The 25509-nt window shown below is 39.2% G+C and carries 10 protein-coding genes, 2 tRNA genes and 3 rRNA genes; 4 read left to right on the top strand and 11 right to left on the bottom strand.

Annotated features, from left to right (window positions below):
• Positions 1-53: 53 nt before the first annotated feature.
• The 8 genes from rrf to I6U49_RS09455 form a co-directional block, all read right to left on the bottom strand.
• Positions 54-162: ribosomal RNA gene (gene rrf, locus I6U49_RS09490) — 5S ribosomal RNA — on the bottom strand.
• A gap of 167 nt (positions 163-329) precedes the next feature.
• Positions 330-3164, bottom strand: a 23S ribosomal RNA gene (locus I6U49_RS09485).
• A 244-nt stretch (positions 3165-3408) separates the two neighbouring features.
• Positions 3409-3482 (bottom strand) — tRNA-Ala (locus I6U49_RS09480).
• Positions 3483-3661: 179 nt separating this feature from the next.
• Positions 3662-3735: transfer RNA gene (locus tag I6U49_RS09475), tRNA-Ile, on the bottom strand.
• Positions 3736-3929: 194 nt separating this feature from the next.
• A 16S ribosomal RNA gene (locus I6U49_RS09470) occupies positions 3930-5459 on the bottom strand.
• The 16S, 23S and 5S rRNA genes sit together here with 2 tRNA genes alongside, the layout of an rRNA operon.
• A 781-nt stretch (positions 5460-6240) precedes the next feature.
• Positions 6241-8160, bottom strand: coding sequence for a putative porin (locus I6U49_RS09465; protein WP_198628485.1), 1920 nt, complete (start codon positions 8158-8160; stop codon positions 6241-6243).
• Positions 8161-8646: 486 nt separating this feature from the next.
• Positions 8647-10134, bottom strand: a complete 1488-nt coding sequence (locus tag I6U49_RS09460; RefSeq protein ID WP_198628484.1) for a RagB/SusD family nutrient uptake outer membrane protein — start codon at positions 10132-10134, stop codon at positions 8647-8649.
• A 21-nt stretch (positions 10135-10155) separates the two neighbouring features.
• Positions 10156-13125: a SusC/RagA family TonB-linked outer membrane protein gene (locus tag I6U49_RS09455; RefSeq protein ID WP_198628483.1), complete on the bottom strand. Its 2970-nt coding sequence runs from the start codon at positions 13123-13125 to the stop codon at positions 10156-10158.
• 342 nt (positions 13126-13467) lie between these two features.
• On the opposite strand from I6U49_RS09455, the gene I6U49_RS09450 reads away from it, so the two are divergent.
• Entirely contained in the window at positions 13468-14064 is a 597-nt protein-coding gene (locus I6U49_RS09450; protein ID WP_198628482.1) for a ribonuclease HII, read from the top strand.
• A 31-nt stretch (positions 14065-14095) separates the two neighbouring features.
• Complete coding sequence (locus I6U49_RS09445; protein ID WP_198628481.1) at positions 14096-16549, top strand: hypothetical protein; 2454 nt, start codon at positions 14096-14098, stop codon at positions 16547-16549.
• Here I6U49_RS09445 and lipB read toward each other — a convergent pair.
• Both lipB and I6U49_RS09435 read right to left on the bottom strand, forming a co-directional pair.
• The gene (gene lipB, locus I6U49_RS09440) at positions 16546-17244 is read right to left on the bottom strand and encodes a lipoyl(octanoyl) transferase LipB (protein ID WP_198628480.1); all 699 of its coding nucleotides are present in this window, start codon (positions 17242-17244) and stop codon (positions 16546-16548) included. The genes I6U49_RS09445 and lipB overlap by 4 nt on opposite strands.
• Positions 17241-17405: a YqaE/Pmp3 family membrane protein gene (locus I6U49_RS09435; protein WP_193711260.1), complete on the bottom strand. Its 165-nt coding sequence runs from the start codon at positions 17403-17405 to the stop codon at positions 17241-17243. Before I6U49_RS09435 ends, lipB begins: the two co-directional genes overlap by 4 nt.
• A gap of 522 nt (positions 17406-17927) precedes the next feature.
• On the opposite strand from I6U49_RS09435, the gene lysS reads away from it, so the two are divergent.
• Positions 17928-19619 (top strand): lysine--tRNA ligase, encoded by a 1692-nt coding sequence (gene lysS, locus I6U49_RS09430; protein ID WP_198628479.1) that lies wholly within the window; start codon positions 17928-17930, stop codon positions 19617-19619.
• Between the two features lie 182 nt (positions 19620-19801).
• Positions 19802-22288, top strand: a complete 2487-nt coding sequence (locus tag I6U49_RS09425) for a zinc-dependent metalloprotease (protein ID WP_193711262.1) — start codon at positions 19802-19804, stop codon at positions 22286-22288.
• Positions 22289-22661: 373 nt separating this feature from the next.
• Here the strand turns inward: I6U49_RS09425 and I6U49_RS09420 are convergent, their stop codons facing one another.
• A complete protein-coding gene (locus tag I6U49_RS09420; RefSeq protein ID WP_198628478.1) occupies positions 22662-25358 on the bottom strand; it encodes a heavy metal translocating P-type ATPase in 2697 nt (898 codons plus the stop codon).
• Positions 25359-25509 lie beyond the last annotated feature (151 nt).

Genomic DNA, 25509 nt, shown 5'->3' with positions numbered 1-25509 from the left:
AAAAATTAGCTCAAAAAAAAAGACCTTTACATTGCTGTAAAGGTCTTTTAAAAAAAAGGCGGTGACATACTCTCCCACAAATAGCAGTACCATCTGCGCTAACGGGCTTAACTTCTCTGTTCGGAATGGAAAGAGGTGAGCCCCGTTGCCATAACCACCTTAAGTCTTTAGTATGCAGTTTACAGTCTATAAGTTCGCAGGTTTTCCTGCTTACTCTTTTACTTACAACTGCCTACTCTAATAAGTTGACATATTAAAAGAAACAAAAAATAAAATAAAACTGCGGCAAGCATTCAAGCTCCTGTTATCCCTTGCAGGATAACAGGAATCGCATCAAGCTTTACGGATTATTAGTACCACTCGGCTATGACATTGCTGCCTTTACACCTATGGCCTATCAACGTGGTCGTCTCCCACGGTCCTTTAAAGAAATCTCATCTTGTGGTGGGTTTCGCGCTTATATGCTTTCAGCGCTTATCCCTTCCCAACGTAGCTACCCAGCAGTGCTCCTGGCGGAACAACTGGTGCACCAGAGGTTGGTCCAACTCGGTCCTCTCGTACTAGAGTCAGGTCCACTCAAATTTCTAACGCCCACTACAGATAGAGACCGAACTGTCTCACGACGTTCTGAACCCAGCTCGCGTGCCACTTTAATGGGCGAACAGCCCAACCCTTGGGACCTTCTCCAGCCCCAGGATGTGACGAGCCGACATCGAGGTGCCAAACCCCCCCGTCGATGTGAGCTCTTGGGGGAGATCAGCCTGTTATCCCCGGCGTACCTTTTATCCTTTGAGCGATGACCCTTCCACGCGGTGTCACCGGATCACTATGCTCTACTTTCGTACCTGATCGACCTGTATGTCTCTCAGTCAAGCTCCCTTTTGCCATTGCACTCTACGCACGGTTACCAAGCGTGCTGAGGGAACCTTTAGAAGCCTCCGTTACTCTTTTGGAGGCGACCACCCCAGTCAAACTACCCACCAAGCACTGTCCCTCACAAAGTGAGGTTAGGCTCCGAACAAGTAAAGGGTGGTATTTCAACAATGACTCCACACCGCCTGGCGACGGCGCTTCAAAGTCTCCCACCTATCCTACACATCACTTGTCCAAAGTCAATACTAAGCTATAGTAAAGGTGCACGGGGTCTTTTCGTCCCGTAGCGGGTAATCGGCATCTTCACCGATACTACAATTTCACCGAGCTCATGGCTGAGACAGTGTCCAGATCGTTGCACCATTCGTGCAGGTCGGAACTTACCCGACAAGGAATTTCGCTACCTTAGGACCGTTATAGTTACGGCCGCCGTTTACTGGGGCTTCAATTCAATGCTTCGCCGAAGCTAACATCTCCTCTTAACCTTCCAGCACCGGGCAGGTGTCAGGCCCTATACATCATCTTTCGATTTAGCAGAGCCCTGTGTTTTTGATAAACAGTCGCCTGGACCTCTTCACTGCGGCCCCGCTAAAAGCGGGGCGACCCTTCTCCCGAAGTTACGGGCCTATTTTGCCTAGTTCCTTAGCCATGAATCTCTCGAGCACCTTAGAATTCTCATCCCAACTACCTGTGTCGGTTTACGGTACGGGTTGCATCCACTCGCTTTTCTTGGAAGTCGATCCGCTGGATTATCACGCCAGCCGAAGCTTTTGTGTACTATCGGGGTGTTACCACTCCCTTCAACGTGCTATTCCGTCAGCACGCACCAACTTTTCGCCTCCGTCCGCTTTAACGTGGGGCAAGTACAGAAATATTAATCTGTTGTCCATCGACTACCCCCTTCGGGTTCGCCTTAGGTCCCGACTAACCCCCAGCTGATTAGCATAGCTGGGGAAACCTTAGTCTTTCGGTGTGCAGGTTTCTCGCCTGCATTATCGTTACTTATGCCTACATTTTCTTTTGTAACCAATCCAGAAAGCCTCACGACTCACCTTCATCTCTGTTACAATGCTCCCCTACCACTCCATATCTAAATATGAAATCCATAGCTTCGGTAGTATGTTTATGCCCGATTATTATCCATGCCGGACCGCTCGACTAGTGAGCTGTTACGCACTCTTTAAATGAATGGCTGCTTCCAAGCCAACATCCTAGCTGTCTGGGCAGTCCAACCGCGTTTATTCAACTTAACATACATTTGGGGACCTTAGCTGATGGTCTGGGTTCTTTCCCTCTCGGACACGGACCTTAGCACCCATGCCCTCACTGATATAAAACATTTTATAGCATTCGGAGTTTGTCAGGAATTGGTAGGCGGTGAAGCCCCCGCATCCAATCAGTAGCTCTACCTCTATAAAACTATTATACCGCTGCACCTAAATGCATTTCGGGGAGTACGAGCTATTTCCGAGTTTGATTGGCCTTTCACCCCTACCCTCAGGTCATCCCAAGACTTTTCAACGTCAACGGGTTCGGTCCTCCACTATGTGTTACCACAGCTTCAACCTGCCCAAGGGTAGATCACACGGTTTCGCGTCTACCATTACCAACTTAAATCGCCCTATTAAGACTCGCTTTCGCTACGGCTCCACAGCTGAACTGCTTAACCTTGCTGGCAACGGTAACTCGTAGGCTCATTATGCAAAAGGCACGCCGTCACCCCAAAGGGCTCCGACCGCTTGTAAGCGTATGGTTTCAGGATCTATTTCACTCCCTTGTTCAGGGTTCTTTTCACCTTTCCCTCACGGTACTGGTTCACTATCGGTCTCTCAGGAGTATTTAGCCTTGGCGGATGGTCCCGCCGGATTCATACAGGGTTTCACGTGCCCCGCACTACTCAGGATACCACTATCATTACATCCATTACCTATACCGGGCTGTCACCGTCTATGGCCAAGCTTTCCAACTTGTTCTAATTCTGTTTGTAACAAATATTGTGGTCCTACAACCCCATAAGGTCCGTAAACCTTATGGTTTGGGCTAATGCACGTTCGCTCGCCGCTACTAGCGCAATCACTATTGTTTTCTCTTCCTCCGGGTACTTAGATGTTTCAGTTCTCCGGGTTTGCCTCCTTGCGGATACTATACCTTCAGTATAGTGGGTTGCCCCATTCGGATATCTGCGGATCAACTTGTATGTGCCAATCCCCGCAGCTTTTCGCAGCTTATCACGTCCTTCTTCGCCTCTGAGAGCCTAGGCATTCCCCATACGCCCTTATCTAGCTTGTATGCTTCTTGCTTATGCTCGAATTTCTCGTGACCTTAAATCACAATGTATTCTATTAATATAATTAATTTACCTCGTTATAAAATTTACATCCTATAACTGTAGTTTTCTCGTATTCTTTGTTTCTCAATATGTCAATGAACTTTTTTCCTCTCTAACAATCTAAAATTGATGGTAAGCAAACGAATATGCTTTACGCATTTCCTGATTGTTTAAATTACCTATCTCCCTTAGATCTTAAGGAATCGTGGAGAATATCGGAGTCGAACCGATGACCTCCTGCGTGCAAGGCAGGCGCTCTAGCCAGCTGAGCTAATCCCCCATTTGTTAGTCGGCAGTCTCAGTATTCAGTAGGCAGTCTTTATTACTGCTAACTGCTCCTGCTTACTGCAAACTGGGTTACCCAACTTCTAAAATTTCCTTTCAATTTGTAATGAACGTTGTTGTCCCAAATTCAAATTACTTTGAACTTTTAACCTTTAACTGCGCTTTAGCGCGCTGTAGTCTCAGGCAGACTCGAACTGCCGACCTCTACATTATCAGTGTAGCGCTCTAACCAGCTGAGCTATGAGACTGTCCCTTGTTAAATATATATTGCAAATCGTATTATGAATAAGGTTTTTTTCAATAAAACCTCTTCAACATACATTATACAGCATACACTATACAATTTTTTAAATTAAATCGACAGCTTAGAATCAAGACCAAAAAAGAGCTTTAAGAACTTCCCTTTAATTATTGCGCATTGCCTTAAAAGGCGTTGCTCTAGAAAGGAGGTGTTCCAGCCGCACCTTCCGGTACGGCTACCTTGTTACGACTTAGCCCCAGTTACCAGTTTTACCCTAGGCGGCTCCTTGCGGTGACCGACTTCAGGTACCCCCGGCTTCCATGGCTTGACGGGCGGTGTGTACAAGGCCCGGGAACGTATTCACCGCATCATGGCTGATATGCGATTACTAGCGATTCCAGCTTCACGCAGTCGAGTTGCAGACTGCGATCCGAACTGTGATAGGGTTTATAGATTCGCTCCTTCTCGCGAAGTGGCTGCTCTCTGTCCCTACCATTGTAGCACGTGTGTGGCCCAGGACGTAAGGGCCGTGATGATTTGACGTCATCCCCACCTTCCTCACGGTTTGCACCGGCAGTCTGGCTAGAGTTCCCGACATTACTCGCTGGCAACTAACCACAGGGGTTGCGCTCGTTATAGGACTTAACCTGACACCTCACGGCACGAGCTGACGACAACCATGCAGCACCTTGTAATCTGTCCGAAGAAAAAACTGTTTCCAGTCCTGTCAGACTACATTTAAGCCCTGGTAAGGTTCCTCGCGTATCATCGAATTAAACCACATGCTCCACCGCTTGTGCGGGCCCCCGTCAATTCCTTTGAGTTTCATTCTTGCGAACGTACTCCCCAGGTGGGTTACTTATCACTTTCGCTTAACCACTCAACCCTTAATCGGGCCGAACAGCTAGTAACCATCGTTTACGGCGTAGACTACCAGGGTATCTAATCCTGTTCGCTACCTACGCTTTCGTCCATCAGCGTCAGTGTATTATTAGTGATCTGCCTTCGCAATCGGTATTCTGAGTAATATCTATGCATTTCACCGCTACACTACTCATTCTAACCACTTCATAATAACTCAAGACAATCAGTATCAATGGCAGTTCTCCCGTTGAGCGGAAGACTTTCACCACTGACTTAATTGCCCGCCTACGGACCCTTTAAACCCAATGATTCCGGATAACGCTCGGATCCTCCGTATTACCGCGGCTGCTGGCACGGAGTTAGCCGATCCTTATTCGCAGAGTACCGTCAAACTCCCACACGTGGGAGTGGTTCTTCCTCTGTAAAAGCAGTTTACAACCCATAGGGCAGTCTTCCTGCACGCGGCATGGCTGGATCAGGCTCTCGCCCATTGTCCAATATTCCTCACTGCTGCCTCCCGTAGGAGTCTGGTCCGTGTCTCAGTACCAGTGTGGGGGATCTCCCTCTCAGGACCCCTACCTATCGCTGCCTTGGTAAGCCGTTACCTTACCAACTAACTAATAGGACGCATACCCATCTAATAGCCATAAATGTTTAATGATGATCTCAGGAGAGACCTCCATACTATGGGACATTAATCCAAGTTTCCCTGGGCTATTCCCCGCTAAAAGGTAGGTTGTATACGCGTTACTCACCCGTGCGCCGGTCGTCATCAGAAAAGCAAGCTTTTCTATGTTACCCCTCGACTTGCATGTGTTAGGCCTGCCGCTAGCGTTCATCCTGAGCCAGGATCAAACTCTTCATCGTTGTTTCTTAATTATAATTACAACAATCAAAATCTGTACTCAAAGACGACTTATCTAGTCTTAATTCTAAAATTATTTGTATCGTTTTTCTTGCGAAAAACGTACGCGCTGTCAATTCAATAAATCAATGAACTTCTTCTCAGTAAACAGTATTTAGTAGATAGTTAGCAGTTTAAAAACCAACCCTCCAGCACCATCACTGAAATTGTCTTGTAAAAACCAAAGGAGTCGAACCTTTCTTATATAACGCCCCGTCCGGCAGTTTCTTTTTCAATATTTTTGGGAACTTGTTTCCGCTGTAAGCGGCTGCAAATATACAATGCTTTTTCTTTATCAACCAAATATTTTTTAGAAAAATTTTAAGTTTTTTTGAAAGCTTTACCCGATTAAAAGAACTTAAAAACAACTACAATTTTTATTAAAATCCTTCGCTGTTTTTGCGGCTGCAAATATACAACCTCTTTTGAATCTGACAAGCAAAAAATAAAGTTTTTTTACTTTTATTTTTTTTGAGCTTTCTTAGCTCTCAAAACATCGTAATCCCAGTATGTAATGAACTTCTTAACTTAGAACCCCAAACCTCTTGTGGCGCAAAGCGGGTGCAAATATACTGCTGTTTTTTAGATGCACAACAATATTCTTCAAATTTAATTACTTTTCAGGATTTCATACAAAATACACAAATCACATCCCAAATTCATCATAATCTAGAGGCTTCACAAAGCAATTTAACATTCAATAGGTTAAAATAACAGACGAATAAAATAACTTCAACAGAAAAACTAGAGAAAAAAGTTCCAAACAACGCCAAAACGCACCTGGAAATCCATATAAGGATAGCGTGGCGCTACAAAATTATTATTCTTATCGATTAAAGAATTTAAATGTTGCAGCTTAAAAAAGATACGAGTTTGATCTACCTTTCCATTAAAAAAGAAATCGACAACCGGATAATTACCAAATTCGGATGAGTTCTGCACATAAAATTCAGCTAGCACAGGATCGTAGGCATTCATATTATATTTTGTAAAATATTTAAATGTAAAACCGGTTTGTAAATATAGTGCCTTGTCAAACCACTCGTCTTTATAATATATGCTGTTACGAGTCACAAATTCAGGCAGGTTTAATACAGAAGCACCATCTAATACATTTTGATACATCAAGGTATTATCTATTGCAAACAGACCAAAGTCAAAATCCTTACTAGCTTTTATTTTAAAATACCTAACCTGGTCTTTGGACTGAAAAGGCTTCACTAAAGAATCTTCCCCTTCGGAAAAATAGGTATAATTCTGAATTTGCGTTAACCGGGCACTTACATCGAGCAATTTTTTAGAACCTAACTCACCATATAGACTCTGAGTATTTATATTATCAAAATCGTTTTGCCAATTATAATTCACATAATTACTTTGGTAAAGCAGAAAATTATAGTTTGGCATATGACTGTTTTGATTAAACCCAAATTGCAGCCTATTTTCTTCATCAAGGCTGTAACCGGCCTGTGCTTCAAAATAGCTTCCTGTAAAATCGCCGGCTAAATTAAGCATAGCATCCGCCTGTACGTCAAATCCACCTATTTTCTTCTTATATTCACCACCCACAGCATAATTTACTCCGGTAAGTTTATTATTAATGGTGTCATTTTCCCGAATATAAAAAGTTTTATATCCGTATTCAAAAGTTTTAATAGCAGCTTTCGCCTTTACCTCCCCTAAAGTTTTATTAGACCACTGTACATAGCCCTCATTATAAAACTCGGTTAACCTAACACGGTCCCTTAAACTTGTTTGCTGAAAAGAAGGACCAAAAATCATATTTGCTGCATTGGTTTGAGAGAAATCAAACTTCTTATAATCGTGGTTAAAGATATGCCCCACTTTTAATGCATTTGAGGATAAGGAATCTGATTTAGAAAGATTATAATAATGGTTCAGATAAAAACGCTTGCCATATAAGGTGCTTTCCGCATCCTCAAAATTCATCTGTAAAAGAGAGCGATCTTCAAACTCCTCTTCTTTACCTATATATTGTTGAAGCGCTAAATCTGAAAGTCCACCATTCTCCTGATTCAATAAGTTATGCGAAACAAAATGTGTTCTTAAATGATATTTTCTATCTAAAGTTCTATAGTTAAGTCCGAATCTAAAAATACCGGTACTGGTAAGAATGTTCTGATATCTACCCAAAGCACGTACTCCCTTATACCCTACTGAAAAGTTTAACCTTTCAGAAGTATTCATGGTAAACAAAACATCTAATTGTTGCCCCTGCTCCGGTACTGTTTTAAAATAGGCCTCGGTGAAGGGTGTAGGTACATGATAATACTTAATATCTTCAATATCGAAAAAGTTATAATGCCTGGCTTGCGCACCAAATTCAGGATATAATTTTTTGGCTTCAAAATCCATCCCAAGTTTATTATATGGTCGTCCTGTATTGGCAAAGGGAAGTAATTCGAAATTATCTTTTCGGCGATAATTGAATTTATAATCTTTTTCTATAGTAAGCGTAGTGTCTACAAAAGTAGTATCGTTTGCTAAAGAAATTATTTTATAATCTGAGATTGGAGGTTTAATAGTATCTTCTTTCTTACCTGCTTGTTCTGCATTTTGCCCCCCGGGACCGGCAGTAGGTCTAATTTGGGCAACACCTATTATAGGAATTAGCAGAAAAAGAAATAGTGTATAAAATTTCATAGATAACTTGAACTCCCACAAAAGTAAAAATAAAAACCACAGTAAATAAGAATTGAACGAAACAAAAAGAACTGCATTATCTCAATTATATTGACAAGACCTATTTCAAACTAAAAGATAAACAGGCTTATTTAAAATGTGCTTATTAATTGAATTTACAGAAACCAGTATTAGAATAAATAAAATCTAAGAATTGTCACCACAACTTACCCAACAAAACGAACTGAAACAGATTTTCAGAAAAAAGTTCACGCTTCCACCTATATTCTAAAAAATCATCGAAAAAACACAACCCTACAAACACATAGAATATCATTAAAAAAGAGGCTGTCTGAAAATATTCAGACAGCCTCACAATATAATGACTACATTTTTATTTTAGAATATGAAAAACAAGTTCATTCTTTCAAAAAAAGTCAACAAAACTTTAACATGAATCATTTATTGTTTTAAATTAATAGACAATCTATTTCTAAAGATTAAATTTTACCAACCTGGGTTTTGTTCAAGATTATCATTAATTGTAATATCATTCGTAGGTATACCCCAAATAAATTTCGGATTAGACGCCTCTACTGATTTGGTATAAAAATTATCACCCTGAACTAGCGGTAATGTATTTTGTGGCTCCCTTCTAGTAAAGCCCATATCCCATCTTCGAAGATCATCTAAGCGAAAACCTTCAAAGGCCAGTTCTCTTGTTCTTTCTTCCATTATACTATTAACCAAATCATCAGAAGAATCAAGGGCATCAAGACCCCTGGATACTCTTAATTCATTTAGAACGTTTAGTGCGCTATTGACATCCGGGAGATTCAATCCTGCTTCGGCAGAAATTAAGTACAGTTCGGCGATCCTAAAAACGATAGGCTCGTGTTGATAATTTGTGTTAGCTCCTGTAAAAAATTCCGGATTCCCTGGATACTTATTTACTAAAGTCAAATCGGTATAAGTAACACCACTAATTTCAATAGTATCATTATCTGAAAAGTAAGCATCTCTCCGTATATCATCTTCCTCATAGAGGTCAATAACCCATTGCGAAGGTAGAAAGTCAGGCGTAAATCTATTTGTTGCTCCATTATAACCCAAATAAATACTATTAGTATTTGCCAATTCATTAGGTGCACTTACAAACAAATTCATTATAACCTCTTGATCGTATCCAGTTGTCCACATATCAGTAAACTGCTCCTGATTATCAATTAAAGGATATCTTCCTGATGCTATAAGCTTATCTGCAGCTAATTTAGCTCCTTCCCAATCTTCCATATGCAGCTTCACACGTGCTTCCAATGCGGTTAAAACATCTATATTAAACCTGTAAGCACCTTGCTCCCCACTAACCTGAGAAAGCGCAGGTCTTGCTTTTTCAATATCAGATAAAATTTGCTGATACACTTCCTCGACCGTATTCCTAGCTGGACGTTCTGTAATATCAAATTCTAAAACTAATGGCACACCCAAGTCAGATGAAGCAGAGGATGGATCATAATTCGGCGCAAACCTTACAACTAAATTATGATAATAAAAAGCTCTAGCTAAATAAGCCTCTGCCCTATATAGTTCTAATGAAGACGTTTCTTCTGGAGTTACATCAATGTTTTCAAAACCTTCTAAAGCAGCATTAATATCCCTAATCCTGAAGTAATAAGCACTCCATAAGGTAGATAAAGCCCCATCATCAGCTAAAAAACCTTCCCATCGATGTGGATTACCATTTCTATTACCATAATCTAAAGTCGCATTCAATTGGTCAGCCTGAATATCAGTGGTAAACATAAAAGGACCATATACTGCTCCCCTCATTGCTGCGTACAAGCCATTATTCCATGTAGCCGCGTCTTGTAACGTCTGAAAAGACTGAGACTGCTCAATGGCATCATTAGGGAATCTTTCCAGGTCATCACATCCCATTAAGGATATTGACAAGAAAAAACCAAGTATTATACTTTTTATTCTAATTATTTTCATGTTAAACTATTTAGGATTAATTTAAAATTGAAGATCTACTCCAAAAACAATTTGTTCAGTATTAGGGTTTGTCCCTAAACCTAAATTACTATCAACCTCAGGATCTGGACCTAAATAATCTGTAAAGGTCAATAAATTTCTTCCAGTGATATACACCTTTGCCCCCTTAACAAATCCTGTTGCATTTAATATTTCAGGAGACAAGTTGTACCCAAGGGTTATATTCTTTAGACGTATAAAAGATGCATCTTCAATTAATCTAGAGTCAAATTGTGTAAACTGAACACCGGCTCTTGGAAACAAACTTTCATCTCCAGGTTCTTGCCAATAATCAAGAATTCGTTCGCTTTGGTTAAAACCAGGGAATTGAAAGGGGTTCTCATAAAAATATCGATCATTATTAATTAAGTATTTTCCACTACTAAAGGCAAAATGAGATTCAAAATAAATATCCTTGTAATTAGCTCTTAATCCAAATCCACCATTCAAAGGAGGATACCTATCTATCCCAGTATTCTGTTGAAGTGCCGCTGTATTAAATACGTTTGTTACATTATTAGGATCCTGCCTATTATTTACTATTTCGTCAGGGTTTTCATTCGGCAAATACCACTCCGCATCACCATTCTCAGGATTAATCCCAGCAAATACCGGGTAAAAGAAACTAAGCGGCTCACCAACTGACCAAGATACACCTGTATTTGGGATTATCCAGTAATCCCTCCCTTGAAATAATTCAGTTACTTTATTCTGGTTATAATTGAAATTCACATAGGGGGTAATACTCCAGTCTTTATCTTTTACAACATCGAAATCCAAAGCCAAGTCAAAACCATAATTTTTAAGTGAACCCGTATTTTCTGTAACTTCCGAAAAACCGGTTGTAAACGGGTAGGGCACATCTATAAGCATATTTTCTGTCAAGCGATCATAATATTCTACAGATAATCGCACTCTATCAAATAAGCCAACCTCTACTCCAACCTGAGCAGTTTGTTGCGATTCCCATTGTAACGCAGGGTTACCGGGAGTTGCCAATGACCATCCCGTTTTCCCTTGATATTGATTAGTTCCGACTAATGCATAACTGTTATAATTCCCTATATCTGAATTACCAGAAGTTCCGATACTCGCCCTGAGCACTAAGTTATCTAACCAACTTATATTACTAAAAAAATCCTCATTTATAGCATTCCATCTAGAACCTACCGCCCAAAACTGTGCCTTTCTATTGTCTCTTCCAAATCGAGAAGAACCGTCTTCTCTTAGAGTAAGATTCAAATAATATTTTTCATTAAAACTATAGGTTAACCTTCCAAAGAAGGACTCAAGACTATACTCAGCTATTGTTTGACCTACATCTCTATTATTAGGACCTTGTCCAAGCATTGTTAAACGATCATCCGACTGACCTGTAGAGCTAGCAGAAAAACTCTCTCTATCGTAATCTGTAAACTCGTGACCTATTAATGCTGATACATCATGCACACCATCGTTCCCTAAATTAAAATCATATTGTGCAGTGTTTGAAATAGTGAGCAATACATCCCTTCTAAACGATTCAGATCTGGAACCATCATTTAAAGACCCCACAAAAGACGGCAATCTCTCACTAGTGATTCTTTCGTCATAAGCATCTATCCCTACTGCTGATTTTAACGACAGTCCTTCTATTGGTGACAATTCAACAAAAGCCGAAGGGTTAATCTGAAATCGAGTTCGATCATATGGATTATTGTTTGCCAAATACATTGGATCATATCTATTCCAACCAGGAATCACACCTTCATATCTCTCACCTGTTTCTGGATTAATTGGAGAGTAAAAAGGCTGAGCCAATAAGGCGAGTCCACGATTCGTACTATTACTCCCGTAGGGATTTTCTTGGTCTGTAGAATAAGCCAAGGGCACATTTAGCCCCGTAGACAACCAATCATTAATTTCTGTCGTTAAATTACTCCTAAGTGTAATTCTATCAAAATTCGAACGAAACGCCAATCCTTCTTGCTCAAAGTAACCAGCAGATAAAAAGTAGCTCGTTTTTTTACTACCACCCCGAGCACTCAAATTAACCTGAGTAGTAGGAGCATCTTCTTTATAATAATACTTATACCATTCTGTATCCGCATTATTTTCAGATAAAATACTGTTTATCTGATCCTGAGTATAAATCCCAGAATCTACCCAAAAATTTGTAAGCTGCTCAGTATTCATAACTCCTTCAAAAAAATCTGTATTTGCCAAATTTGAAAAACCATGCTGAACACCAACGCTAATCTCAGGATCCTGTTCCTTTCTTCCCGTCTTAGTTGTGATTACAACAACTCCATTTGCGGCTCTCGATCCATAAATAGCAGTTTCCGAAGCATCTTTCAACACAGTAATATCCTGAATATCATTTGGGTTCAAACGCGTAAAGACACCTGGATCAACTTGAAATCCGTCTAATAAAATCAAGGGGGTAGACCCTGCACCTAAGGATCCAACTCCCCTTAAACGAATACTTGGTATAGCATTAGGCTCCCCAGAAGATGTAAAAATCTGAAGACCAGAAACTTGACCTTGTAAAGCATCTAGAACATTAGGAGAAGGCCTATCTTCTAATACCTCTCCCGAAACTTGAGCTACAGAACCAACTACATTGGTCTTATCTCGCGTTCCATACCCAACCACTACTACTTCACTCAAAGCGGCAGCATCGGTTCTAAGCGTAATATTATAAACATCGGCTTGACCCACAGTAATTTCCTGAGCTCCAAAACCAACATAACTAAATGTTACCACTGCACCAACGTCTACAGAAAGACTATACTCTCCGTCAAAATTGGTTTGTGTCCCATTTGTAGTACCCTTTTCAATAACGTTTACCCCGGGCAAGGGCAAACCATCTTCATCGATAACCGTACCGGTTACCACTTTTTCCTGTGCAAACGTAAATTGCACTACAAACGCCAATAACAGCGTAAGCATTCCATGTAATTTGTTTTTCATTATTGTTTAAATTTGAATTAGCCTACGCCAAAAATCATAATAAAATCTTAATAAAACAAATGATTTTTAAATTGAATCATCTTTTAATTTCATTAGACATCTTTAAAAGATACAAAAAACCAAGTCCTCAAACAGCCATTTATTTAAGAATTCAATAAAAACACACAACTTTTCAAGACATCAATAAATTTACATTTTACCTGTTTTATCACCTAAAAAGTCTTTTTACAAAGAATTTACTATGCATGCCTTGTATTTTTTTTTAAACAGATTATTTACAGAAATGACTAAAAAGAGAATAATAGTTTTGCTTAAAACCCCGATTCTTCCAATTTTTGCAGTATGCTAAAAATGTTCGACCTTCCCTGTTCAGTTGCAGGTACCGATGAAGCCGGTAGAGGCTGCCTGGCAGGCCCTGTAACTGCTGCCGCAGTAATACTTCCAAAAAATTTTAAAAGCACATTACTAAACGATTCTAAACAAACCAGAGAAGGAGACCGCAATAAGCTTAGAGAAATTATTATAAATGAGGCTATTTCTTATAGTATTGAGCATGTGTATATGGAGGAAATTGACAAACTAAATATACTGAACGCCTCTATTTTAGCTATGCATCGTGCCATAGAAAACCTAGACTGCGATCCGGAATATATTATTGTAGATGGTAATAAATTTAAACCCTTTCGTAATATTCCCCACGAGTGCATAATAAAAGGAGATGCTAAGTTTTTTAGCATTGCTGCAGCTTCAATTTTAGCAAAAACCGCCCGTGATGAATTTATGAAGGAAATACACCTGGAATTTCCAGCATATAACTGGAATAAAAATAAAGGCTACCCCACAAAAGAGCACCGGGAAGCCATAAGAGAACACGGCAGCACGCCTTATCACAGAAAAAGCTTTAAACTCCTGCCAGAGCAACTTAAACTTAGCCTATAACTTTTATATTTGTTAAAAATTCTGCTATTCCATGAAGAAACCCGTCTTCGCATTTTTAAGTATTTTATTTTTTATTTCCTGTCAGACCCGGGAAACAGAAAAGAACCCTATTAATTATATTCCTAGAAATGCCGCGGTAATTATTCAAACTCCCAATTTAAAACTATTTCAACAGCAAGTAACTTCACTTTCTTTTTTGGAGGAAAACTCTCTAAGCGCTATTACTAAACTCAATAAAGATTTGGGTTTTCTTAAATACGCCGATAGCATAACGGAAAGTATTCTTGCTATATCTGTTTCAAAACAGCAAAATTTTAATTATAGCATTATAAGTAAACAGCAGCCCAATTTTAAGTTAGATTCTATCTCAAATAAAGCTGTAGAAAACATAAAGTCTGAGGGCGTAACCTATCAAAAACTAAATTTAGAAGGAAGTGAGTTTTTTATATCTGACGGAGGCAGCCCATTTATTATTTCAAATTCGGAAAGCCAATTAAGGCAAATTTTAAATAAGGAAAACCTGCTACAAAACAAAAGTTTTACAAAAACCTATAAGGCCATTTCACCTAAAGCAACTTCCCTTATTATAAATCATAATCAACTTAATGAATTTCAGAAAAATTTATTTCCGAACATAAAAATGGAGAGCTTAAAAAACTACGCCGGCTGGAGCGCGGTAGATATCGAGTTATCAAAAAATGGAATTTCATTCAACGGACTTAGCATTGCGAACCATAAAGAGAACCTCCATAAAATTCTCGCAAACACCCAGCCTGTTTCTATCGAGTTCCCGACAATTGTTCCTAAAAATTCAGGAGGTTTCATTGCTTTGGGCTACCAGAAACCGAAAATTTTTCTTCAGAATTTAAAAGAATTTAAACAGGACAGTATAGAAAAAAGAGAAGATGAACTTTTACTAAATACCCGGGAAGCAGGAATCATCTTTGGGGAAGAAAATTCGGTTTTAGCATTAAAAACACTGGTAACCACTGACGCAACCGACTTGATTGCCGGATACGCAAACCTGGAGGAGAATTATCGAGACTTCCCTACATATAAGGTATCCCAACCCGATATTTTTAAAAAGCTTTTCACGCCTTTCCTTCAGGCAAACAATACTAATTTTGTAGCGGCAATAGACCAATTTCTTGTATTTGGCAAGACTGCATCAGAGCTTCGTGACCTCATAGCCAATTATGTAAATAAGAATACCATGGCACATGAGGAACATTATAGAAATAGCATTCAAAAATTAGCAGAAGAATCTTCTATTCTCATTGCCGGAAATACAACTTTATTAAAAAGCAGGTTAGCAAAGGCTGTCTCTAAAGAACTTAGAGACGAGATGAAAAATTTAAATCTTGGCGAGCATAAAATAGCAATCCTACAATTGGTAGAAGAGGATGATTTTGCGCATATACATGGTAATTTTGAAAGCCAAAAGACACAAAACGCTTTAGCAAATAAAGCTAAAGAAATACTTTCGCTTAGCCTGGAGGCCGAATTGCTTACAGAGCCGGTTTTAGTAAAAAACCATCTAAACAATCAAATGGATATTGCGGTTCAGGATATAAACAACACGCTTTATCTTATTTCTAACAAAGGAAGCATTTTCTGGAAGAAAAAACTTAAAGGCCCTATTTTAGGAGAAATACAGCAGGTAGATCTTTTTAAAAACGGAAAGTTTCAGCTTGCTTTCGCCACTCCTTATTCTATAGAGGTGCTAGACAGAAATGGGAATACGGTAAAACCATTTCCATTAAAATTTCAGGATGAAATTACACAGCCACTTTCCTTATTCGACTATGATACCAACAGGAAATATCGTTTTTTAATTACCCAGAAAAATGAAGTTTTTATGTATGATAAAAACGGAAAAATCGTTAAAGGTTTCGATTTCAGAAAGACAAAATCTGAAATTTTACAGGCTCCAAAACATTTACGAATTCAATACAAGGATTATATTGTATTCCCTGAAGCATCGGGCAAACTCAATATTTTAAGTCGGCAGGGAAAGCATAGGGTAAACGTAAAGGAAACCATAGATTTTTCTAAGAATAAATGGTACGAATTTGAAAACGATTTTGTTTCAACCAATGCCGAAGGAAATCTTGTAAAAGTGAATCAAAAGGGCGTTGTAAGCACAAAAAGAACCAATTTTAAAGAAAACCATAGCGTTAGCGCACGGCCAAATCTATTGGTTAGTCTATCAGAAAACATTTTAAAAATCAAGGAAAAAGAGATAAGCCTGGATTACGGGTTATACACCGATCCAAAAATTTTCCTGGTAAACAATAAATACTATATCAGCCTAACCGATTTACAAAGTCAGAAAGTATATGTATTTGATAGTAATGCAGTTCTTCTTCCCGGTTTTCCGGTTTATGGGACTACGGGCATCGATATAAACAATGCCAACGTAGATCAAGGTCCGGAATTTGTGGTAAAAGGAGGTGAAAAAGAGGTATTGCTTTATAAATTCTAAATAAACTGAGCTTCAAAAAGTTCGGCAAAATGTTTTAAGACTTTCTCCTGAACTTCGTCTAAAGAAATTTCCTTTTTTCCGAGTTCTACATTTAAAGATGTAACGGCTTTGCCTTCTATTCCGCAGGGAATAATATGGTCAAAATAACCCAAATCTGCATTTACGTTTAGAGCAAACCCGTGCATTGTGACCCAGCGACTGGCACGAACCCCCATAGCACATATTTTCCTGGCAAAAGGTGTCCCCACATCCAGCCAAACTCCGGTTTCACCATTACTTCGCTCTGCTTTTAAGCCATACTCGGCCAGCGTACGTATTATGGTCTCTTCAAGAAACCGCAGGTATTTATGGATATCGGTAAAAAAATTATCGAGATCTAGAATTGGATACCCCACCAATTGCCCGGGCCCGTGGTAGGTAATATCGCCACCCCGATTAATTTTATAATAACTGGCTTGTTTTTTCTCTAATTCAGCTTCAGAAATAAGCAAATTCTTTATGTCGCCGCTTTTTCCCAGGGTATACACGTGAGGATGCTCTACCATCAGCAAATAATTGGGCGTTGTTTCATTTAAACTTTGCCGACGGTTTTTAATTTTAAGGTCTAGAATTTCCTTAAAAAGCTTTTCCTGGTAATCCCAGGTTTCTTTATAATCTTTATAGCCTAAGTTTTGCAAATTTACCTGCTTATTCATACGTCTTTTTTGGGATTATTAAGAATAATAAGTGCAGCTATCACTCCGGGAACCCACCCTAAAACGGTAAGTATCAAAACAATTAAAATAGAGCCACACCCACGATCGTAAACGGCCAGGGGTGGAAACAAAATAGAAAGAATAACACGCCAAACACTCATTTATCTATAAGTCTTACCAATTTATTTTGCAAAGATATGATTATAAATAGAGAAAACTTCTTAGATCACTGGCTATCCAGTTTTAATAAGCTATACTACTGCAACCGCGAGGGCAAAGCACTTATAAAGTAGAAAATAACTGTGCATACAGTAAGCTTACTATATGTAAAGTTAATTAACCGGAAAATGGCCAGTATAGCATTAATTTAAAGTCATAAAATTCTGGCATATATCCCGTTGGTTGGTAGCCACATACTCACTATATTTGCACTCGTTTTGCAAGAGTAGAAGTAGTTTCTGAGAAATTTTGAAATCGTCATTCTGAATTTATTTCAGAATCTAAGACATAAATAGTCACTATCACGTTAGAAGCTGGAACAAGCCCGCCTGACCGGATGGACAGGTTAAGCTTGACGAAATTAAACTTTACAGACAACTTCAAGAATCGAAAAAATATTTTATAATTCCGAGGGGAGTCTCGGGAAATCAAACCCTTAATGAGGGATACATCAAATTACGAGTATGCAATTATCTGAACAGGAAACAGTAAGAAGAGAGAAGCTTTCGGCTTTAAGAAAGGCAGGTATTAACCCGTATCCGGCAGATTTATTCCCGGTTAAGGATACCAGTAAAGACATTAAAGAAAACTTTGAGGAAGGCAAGAAAGTAGTGATGGCCGGTAGGCTAATGTCCCGTCGTATCCAGGGGAAAGCCTCTTTTGCCGAAATTCAGGACTCTAAAGGAAGAATACAGGTTTATTTTAACCGCGATGAAATATGTACCGGTGAAGATAAAAGTAAGTATAACGATATCTATAAAAAATTGCTAGACATTGGCGATTTTATAGGTATTGAAGGAGAACTGTTTAAAACCCAGGTTGGGGAAAAGACCGTTATGGTAAAGGATTTTACTTTACTTAGCAAGTCGCTTCGCCCACTTCCGCTTCCTAAAACCGATAAAGAAGGAAATACTCATGATGGTTTTACCGATCCGGAACACCGCTATCGCCAGCGCTATGCCGATTTAGCCGTGAACCCAAAAGTAAAGGAGATCTTTGTAAAAAGAACCAGGTTGTTCAACGCCATGCGAAACTTCTTTAATGAAAGAGAATATTTTGAAGTAGAAACACCCATCTTACAGTCTATTCCCGGGGGTGCTGCCGCAAGACCATTTGTTACGCACCACAATGCTTTAGATATCCCACTATACCTTAGAATTGCCAACGAATTATACCTAAAAAGGCTAATTGTTGGTGGATTTGACGGGGTTTATGAATTTTCTAAAAACTTTAGAAATGAAGGAATGGATAGAACCCATAATCCTGAATTTACAGCGATGGAAATTTATGTAGCCTATAAAGACTACAACTGGATGATGGATTTTACCGAAAAACTACTGGAACATTGTGCCCTGGCAGTAAACAATACTACCGAAGCTGTTTTTGGCGAACATAAAATAGACTTTAAAGCGCCCTACAAGCGCGTAACCATGACCGATTCTATCAAAGAATTTACCGGCTTTGATATTACCGGAAAATCTGAAGCTGAAATTAGAAAAGCAGCGGAAGATATGGGTATTGAAGTAGATGAAACCATGGGTAAAGGGAAGCTTATTGATGAGATTTTTGGTGAAAAATGCGAAGGAAATTATATCCAGCCCACCTTTATTACCGACTATCCCAAAGAAATGAGCCCGCTTTGTAAAGAGCATCGTGAAAATCCTGACCTGACCGAACGTTTTGAATTAATGGTATGCGGAAAAGAAATTGCCAATGCATATTCTGAACTAAATGACCCTATAGACCAACGCGAGCGTTTTGAAGAACAATTGAAGCTTGCCAAAAAAGGAGACGATGAAGCTACCGAATTTATAGACCAGGATTTCTTAAGGGCTCTGGAATATGGAATGCCCCCAACCTCTGGTTTAGGTATTGGAATGGACCGTTTAATTATGTTCTTAACCAATAATCAATCTATCCAGGAAGTATTGTTTTTCCCACAAATGAAACCTGAAAGAAAAGCTGTTGAACTTAATGAAGACGAAAAAGCAGTATTTCAGCTATTAAAAAGTGACGAAATTCACGACCTTGATAGCATAAAAACCAAATCTGGTTTAAGTAATAAAAAATGGGACAAAACTCTAAAATCGCTTAGAAAACATAAGATGATAAATGTTTATAAGGAAGATGAGGCTATGAAGATCAAAGCAGTTTAAAGTTAAAAAATAAGTTGCTTAGGTTCAACAAGCATTAAATTAGATATATTTTAACTTCGCTTTAAACCTTTTTAAGATAATTGAGTCAAAAGATCACCAAATGGTGGTCTTTTTTCGTTTTTTAGCTACCGCTAATGAAAATCTATCATTTCAAATTAATCACACAAACCAAAATTCAATTTATGACCAAACGATTAACGTATAAGCTCTTATTAGTGGCTTTATCAGTTTCGGTTTCCAGTTGTGGAATTTTTCAGCCCAAATCTACGGCTGATAGCTCCAAAAAAGAAGCCTCAAAAAAGAAAGGTGATTTCGAGCCTTACGCAAAAGTAATCACTAAAGATGCCAAAAGCGACCCAGGTTTATTCACCGTTCACCGGGTAGACGATAAATATTTTTACGAAATCCCCGATAGCCTGTTTAACCGCGAGATGCTTACCGTTACGAGGATTGCCAAAACAGCTACAGGAATTGGTTTTGGCGGTGGAAAACAAAACACCCAGGTACATCGTTGGCAGAAAAAAGACGGCCACGTTCTTTTAAGGGTTGTTTCTCACGAAATATATGCTGCAGATTCTTTACCGGTTCACGAAGCAGTAGTTAACTCTAATTTCGAGCCGGTTTTACAGCGTTTTCCTATAAAAACTGTAGGTAAAGACTCGGTTAATAAATCAACCGTAATTGAAGTGACCGATCTTTACACCAAAGATGTTAAGGCCCTTGGATTAAGAGATGGTTCCAGGAAACAATACAAAGTTTCTCGATTAGATGATAGCCGCTCGTATATAGATACTATTCGCAGTTACCCTGAAAATATTGAGGTAAGGCACGTAAAAACCTATAATGCCGGAGAACCACCTTCTAACGCCAGTACCGGCTCAATATCTTTAGAGTTCAGCAATTCTATGATTTTGCTTCCAAAAGAACCTATGAAACGTCGTTATTTTGACCAACGCGTAGGTTGGTTTGCCCGCGGACAGGTAGATTATGGGCTGGATGCACAAAAAAGTAAAGAAGTAAAGTACCTGGATCGTTGGAGACTTGAAGTTAAAGAGGAAGACAGGGAAAAATTTAAAAATGGCGAACTGGTAGAACCAAAAGAGCCTATTGTTTATTATGTAGATCGCGCTACGCCTAAAAAATGGATTCCTTATATTAAACAGGGAATCGAAGACTGGCAGGTTGCTTTTGAAGAAGCCGGTTTTAAGAATGCGATTATCGCTAAAGACCCACCCACAAAAGAAGAAGATCCAGATTGGAGCCCCGAAGATGTAAGATACTCTGTAGTGCGCTATCTGGCTTCTCCTATTCCCAATGCCAACGGCCCACACGTTAGTGACCCACGTTCTGGAGAGATCTTAGAATCAGACATTAACTGGTACCACAATGTAATGACCCTTCTTAGAAACTGGTTCTTTGTACAAACTGCAGCTATCAATGAAGATGCCCGTGGTGTAGAATTTGAAGACGAAGTAATGGGTAGATTAATAAGGTTTGTTTCTTCCCACGAAGTTGGGCATACCCTGGGCCTTCCCCATAATATGGGAAGTAGCGTTGCTTATGCAGTTGAAGATCTTCGTGATCCTGAATTTACTGCCAAGTACGGGACGGCACCCTCTATTATGGACTACGCCCGTTTTAATTATATCGCACAACCCGAAGATGGTGACGTAGCTTTAATGCCAGATATTGGACCTTACGATAAATACTCTATTGAGTGGGGTTACCGCCCAATTTTAGATAAAACGGCAAAAGAAGAAAAAGAAATTCTAGACCAATGGATCCTGGAAAAGGCCGACAATCCATTATATAGATTTGGAAGCCAGCAAAGTGGTGGAGTGATAGACCCTAGCTCTCAGACCGAAGACCTTGGCGATGACGCAGTATTGGCAAGTGAATACGGAATCAAAAACCTGAAACGAATTATGCCAAAATTGATTGAGTGGACTGCCGAAGACGGTAAAAACTACGATGACCTGGATGATTTGTACGGCCAGGTTTTAAGTCAGTTTAACCGTTATATGGGGCACGTAACCGCCAATATTGGTGGAGTTTATGAATACTATAAAACTTACGATCAGGAAGGTGCTGTTTATTCTCACGTTTCAAAAGAAAAGCAAAAAGAAGCGATGAGCTTTTTGCACGATCAACTTTTTGAAACCCCCGAATGGATGATAGACCAGGAAATTTTCAATAAAATCCAATTTGACGGACAGGTAGAACGCCTTAGCAATATGCAGGAACGCACACTTAAAAACCTTCTTGATTTTGGAAGAATGGCCCGTTTAATGGAAAATGAGGAAATAAATGATGCTAAAGCATACGGCCTAATTGATATGATGAGCGACCTAAGAAAGGGTATTTGGAGCGAAGTTTATGCAGGACAGAACATAGATCGTTACCGCAGAAACCTGCAACGTGCTTATATAGAGCGTATGGAATATTTAATGACGCAGGAGCAAAGCGCCATTCCATCAAGATACAGAAGCTGGATATCCCGAAGCGACATAGATGTTGCCCAAAGTGATATTCGTCCTGTGGTAAGAGGAGAGCTTAAAACACTTCAAAACCAAATTAGAAGAGTCGCTAATAGTGGAGATCGTTTAACCAGATACCATCTTCAGGATGCTTTAGAAAGAATAGATTTAATTTTAAACCCCATCAAATAATTCTAAGATTTTTTGATTTGTTAGTTTTTAAAACCACCGTAAAAAGACGGTGGTTTTTTTTATCTCTGTTTTTAAACCTTTTTAAATTCTATTAGTCTAAGTATTAAAAAGCACCAAATTGCTATGAAAAAGATTTTTTAGTGACTTGAAAATACTGAAAAATTATTAAGGTGCTTAGTTTTGGTTAATTGGTTGAGTTTGTTTGAATTTTAACACGAGAGCAGTAATAGAAATACCGAAAATCTAAATTTTATATCTAAGCTAATAAAATTTTAGGGTCTATTCTGCTCTCTTTTTTTCAGACTAAAGTTTAGCTTAATCTTTTTTTGACTTTTTCCTTCTTAAAACCCCTATAAACTTTAGCTGTTATAATTTATTGCAAACTGGCGCTTTTTAAGCGTAGTGCATTTGCAATTACTGAAACCGAACTAAAACTCATTGCCAAAGCGGCGATCATTGGGGATAGTAAAAGTCCAAAAACCGGGTACAAAACCCCTGCTGCAATTGGTACGCCTAGCGTATTGTATATAAGAGCAAAGAATAGATTTTGTTTAATGTTAAGCATTACCTTTTTACTTAGTAATTTCGCCTTCTTTACTGCTTTTAAATCTCCTTTCACAAGGGTTATTTCTGCGCTTTCTATCGCCACATCGGTACCGGTTCCCATAGCAATACCAATGTTGGCCTGTGCCAATGCAGGCGCATCATTTATTCCATCTCCGGCCATAGCCACTTTTTTACCTTCTTGTTGAAGTTTTTTCACTTCATTCTGCTTATCTTCAGGCAACATACCGGCCTTAAACCCGGTTAGGCCAAGTTCTTCGGCAACCGATTTGGCTGTTTTCTCATTATCTCCGGTAAACATATAAACCTTAACACCTTCATCCATCAAAGATTTTAAGGCTTCCCTGCTGGTCTTTTTAATAGGATCGGTGATGGTAAAATACCCGGCTACTTTTCCGTCTACCGAAACAAAAGAAACAGTTTTCCCTTTCTCCTGTTCAATAGTTACTTTCTTCGATATTTCTGAAGAAATTTCAATTTTCTCAGTTTGCATCAGCTTATCATTACCAATGGCTATCTTTTTATCTTCTACCAAACCGGTAACCCCTTTTCCGGTAACCGAGCTAAAATCTGAAGCTTCGGTATATTTTAGCTTTTTTTCCTTTGCAAAATTTACCGTGGCTTTTGCAAGTGGGTGTTCACTTTGAGAGTTTAGCGAAGCGATAAGTTTTATAATTTCATCTTCATTATTTCCTGAAACCACTTCCACTTTTTCTACTTTGGGCTTGCCTTCAGTAATAGTTCCGGTCTTATCTATGATTAATGTATCAACATCGTCCATTTCTTCCAGGGCACGGGCATTTTTAATAAGCACCCCATTTTGCGCTCCCTTTCCTACTCCTACCATAACCGACATGGGAGTGGCCAGGCCAAGTGCACAGGGGCAGGCAATAATTAATACCGCGATGGCATTCACCAAGGCATAAACATATTGAGGCTCTGGCCCATATATTGCCCATACAATGTAAGTTAGTACTGCAATCACTACCACCACCGGTACAAAATAAGCCGAAATCCTGTCGGCTAACTTTTGAATTGGCGCTTGCGATCTACTGGCATCATTTACCATTTTAATAATTTGGGAAAGTAAGGTTTCCTCCCCTACTTTTTCAGCTTTCATGGTAAAACTCCTATTCCCATTAATGGTTCCGGAGCTTACTTTATCTCCTTCAGATTTATCTACCGGAATAGGCTCTCCGGTAATCATCGATTCATCAATACTGGAATTTCCTTTTTCAATAATTCCATCTACCGGAATTTTATCTCCGGGTTTCACTCTTAGAATATCTCCTTTTTCAATTTCATCTATAGAAACTTCTTTTTCTTCACCATTAATTACTTTTATCGCCTTGTTAGGAGCCAATTTTAGGAGTTCTTTGATAGCAGAATTGGTTTTGCTGTGTGCCCGGGCTTCCAAAACCTGCCCCAGTAAAACCAGGGTAAGAATTACGGTTGCTGCTTCAAAATAAACGTGCACGGTTCCCATTTCAGTCTTAAACTGCGGCGGAAAAAAATCTGGAAACAACAAGCCAAATACACTAAAAAGCCACGCTACGCCTGCACCAATTCCAATTAGAGTAAACATATTAAGGTTCCAGGTTTTTATAGATCGCCAGGCCCGCTCAAAAAACATCCAGGTAGCATAAAATACTACCGGAAGAGAAAGCCCAAATTGAATCCAGTTCCAAATTTCCTGATCTAAAACTTTATAAAGTGGGTTACCCGAAATCATTTCAGACATCGCGATAATGAAAATAGGTAGCGTAAAAGCCACGGCTATTTTAAACTTTTTAAGCAGCTTTTTATAAGATTTACTTTCTGAAGATTCTTCGGGTTCTTTTGGTACCAGGTCCATTCCGCATTTAGGGCAGGAACCGGGGGCGTTTTGCTCTACCTCTGGGTGCATTGGGCAGGTATAAACTGTAGCTTTTGGTGTTAAGCTGGCCTCTTCCACCAAATCCATGCCGCACACCGGGCAATCTCCAGGCTTGCCGTAAGTTTTATCCCCTTCGCAATGCATGGGGCAATAGAAAACCCCATTTCCTTCCCCTTTAGGTTTGTTCTTTTTGGGGCTTACTTTTTTTCCTGCTTCATGAATTTCATAATTCCCACCATCATCTTGCAATGCCTGCTGTAATTTTTCTAACGAAACATTCTTATCACCTACAATTTTCGCCTCTTCTTTTTCAAGATTTACTTCGGCATGTTTTACGCCTTCAACTTTATTTAAAGTTTTTTCTACATGAGCTCTACAGCCATTGCAGGTCATTCCGCTTACAGAATAAGTTTGCGGCACCTCATCTTTTAAGTGAATTTGATAATTGCTGTCTTCCAGCACTTTTTGAAACTCTTTAAGCTGAATGTGTTTCTGCATCTCTATTTCGGCAGAAGCTTTTTCAAGGTCAACCTTAACATAGGTTACGCCTTCCACTTTTTTTAGAGAATCCTCAACGTGGGCCCTACAACCATTGCAGGTCATCCCAGAGATATGGTAATTGTGTTTCATAGATTTTATTAGAGAAAAAAAACTGTTTGAACCTCTGTTGTTAGTTACGTCATGCCAAACTTGTTTCAGCGTCTAATTTGATAGGGATTAGATGCTGAAATAAATTCAGGCTGACGTCTATCAGTAAAAATTCAAACAGCCTTTTAAGATT

This window comes from Salegentibacter maritimus (assembly GCF_016236915.1).
Taxonomy (GTDB): Bacteria; Bacteroidota; Bacteroidia; order Flavobacteriales; family Flavobacteriaceae; genus Salegentibacter; species Salegentibacter maritimus.
This window is presented reverse-complemented; position numbering and strand designations above follow the sequence as displayed.

Coding starts and splice junctions, on each gene's coding strand:
- lipB (WP_198628480.1), bottom strand. CDS start 17,244: ATGAATAAGCAGGTAAATTTGCAAAACTTAGGCTATAAAGATTATAAA.
- I6U49_RS09450 (WP_198628482.1), top strand. CDS start 13,468: ATGCTAAAAATGTTCGACCTTCCCTGTTCAGTTGCAGGTACCGATGAA.
- I6U49_RS09420 (WP_198628478.1), bottom strand. CDS start 25,358: ATGAAACACAATTACCATATCTCTGGGATGACCTGCAATGGTTGTAGG.
- lysS (WP_198628479.1), top strand. CDS start 17,928: ATGCAATTATCTGAACAGGAAACAGTAAGAAGAGAGAAGCTTTCGGCT.
- I6U49_RS09445 (WP_198628481.1), top strand. CDS start 14,096: ATGAAGAAACCCGTCTTCGCATTTTTAAGTATTTTATTTTTTATTTCC.
- I6U49_RS09455 (WP_198628483.1), bottom strand. CDS start 13,125: ATGAAAAACAAATTACATGGAATGCTTACGCTGTTATTGGCGTTTGTA.
- I6U49_RS09425 (WP_193711262.1), top strand. CDS start 19,802: ATGACCAAACGATTAACGTATAAGCTCTTATTAGTGGCTTTATCAGTT.
- I6U49_RS09435 (WP_193711260.1), bottom strand. CDS start 17,405: ATGAGTGTTTGGCGTGTTATTCTTTCTATTTTGTTTCCACCCCTGGCC.
- I6U49_RS09465 (WP_198628485.1), bottom strand. CDS start 8,160: ATGAAATTTTATACACTATTTCTTTTTCTGCTAATTCCTATAATAGGT.
- I6U49_RS09460 (WP_198628484.1), bottom strand. CDS start 10,134: ATGAAAATAATTAGAATAAAAAGTATAATACTTGGTTTTTTCTTGTCA.